This window comes from Oleiphilus sp. HI0043 (assembly GCF_001634935.1).
Window position 1 is genome coordinate 1 of record NZ_LWEY01001344.1, and the last position, 959, is coordinate 959.

1 protein-coding gene is annotated in these 959 nt (G+C 43.9%); it reads left to right on the top strand.

Annotation, left to right across the window (positions count from 1 at the left end; genetic code table 11):
* A partial coding sequence (locus tag A3729_RS17975) for a DUF1302 domain-containing protein (RefSeq protein WP_156497999.1) occupies positions 1 to 959 on the top strand: 959 nt, incomplete at both ends.

A 959-nucleotide genomic window follows, 5' to 3' on the forward strand; every position in this document is an offset into this window, starting at 1 on the left:
GGTCAGGTTTCTCAATCAATACTGATGACGGTAACCTTAATTTCGATAAGGGTGATGCCTATTCGCAGATCGTCAAGGGTACCAGTGACTTTTTAGCCACTTATGAAGACTGGGGTGTATTTGCTCGTGCAAAGTATTGGTATGACTTTGAGCTAAAAGATGGTGACAGGGATACCGACGTCAATGGTTATCAGCGTCAGTTGAGTAAGAATGGTAAAGCGAACGCGTCTGGCGGAGAAATTTTAGACGCGTATATCTGGCGAGATTTCTGGTTTGGTGATACACCTCTTAACCTTCGTCTAGGTAAGCAGGTAGTCAGCTGGGGTGAGAGTACCTTTATTTTTAACGGTATTAACGTTATTAACCCAGTAGATATTGGTGCAATTCGAGCGCCTGGCGCAGAAATCAAAGAAGCTTTGATTCCTGTAAACATGCTTTATGGTTCACTTGGCTTAACGGATGATATTACGATTGAAGCGTTTATTCAGCTAGAGTATGAGCCTTCGCGAATTGATGATTGCGGAACCTACTTCTCTACAAATGATTATGTAGCCGATGGTTGCGGCCCTGTTTGGGGTGCTAACTTCATGACTGAAGAGTGGAACCAGGGTGGACAAACCGGCTTGCAGAGAATGTATGATGACAAGCCCGATGATACTGATCAGTTTGGTATTGCTTTACGCTGGTTTGCTGCAGATTTGAATGAAACAGAGTTTGGTTTCTACTTCTTGCAATACCATAGTCGCTTACCAATTGTTGGTGGTAGAGTCGGTACCGACGTTGATAGCGACGGTGCGATAGATAGTGATGAACAGTTTTCGACTGCTGAGTATCAAATTCAGTACCCTGAACAGATTCAAATGGTAGGTCTCAGCTTTAACACGACTGGGCCTGGTGGTATTTCATTAGGTGGTGAGTATAGCTTCAAGCATGATATGCCTTTGCAGTTCAACTCTCCA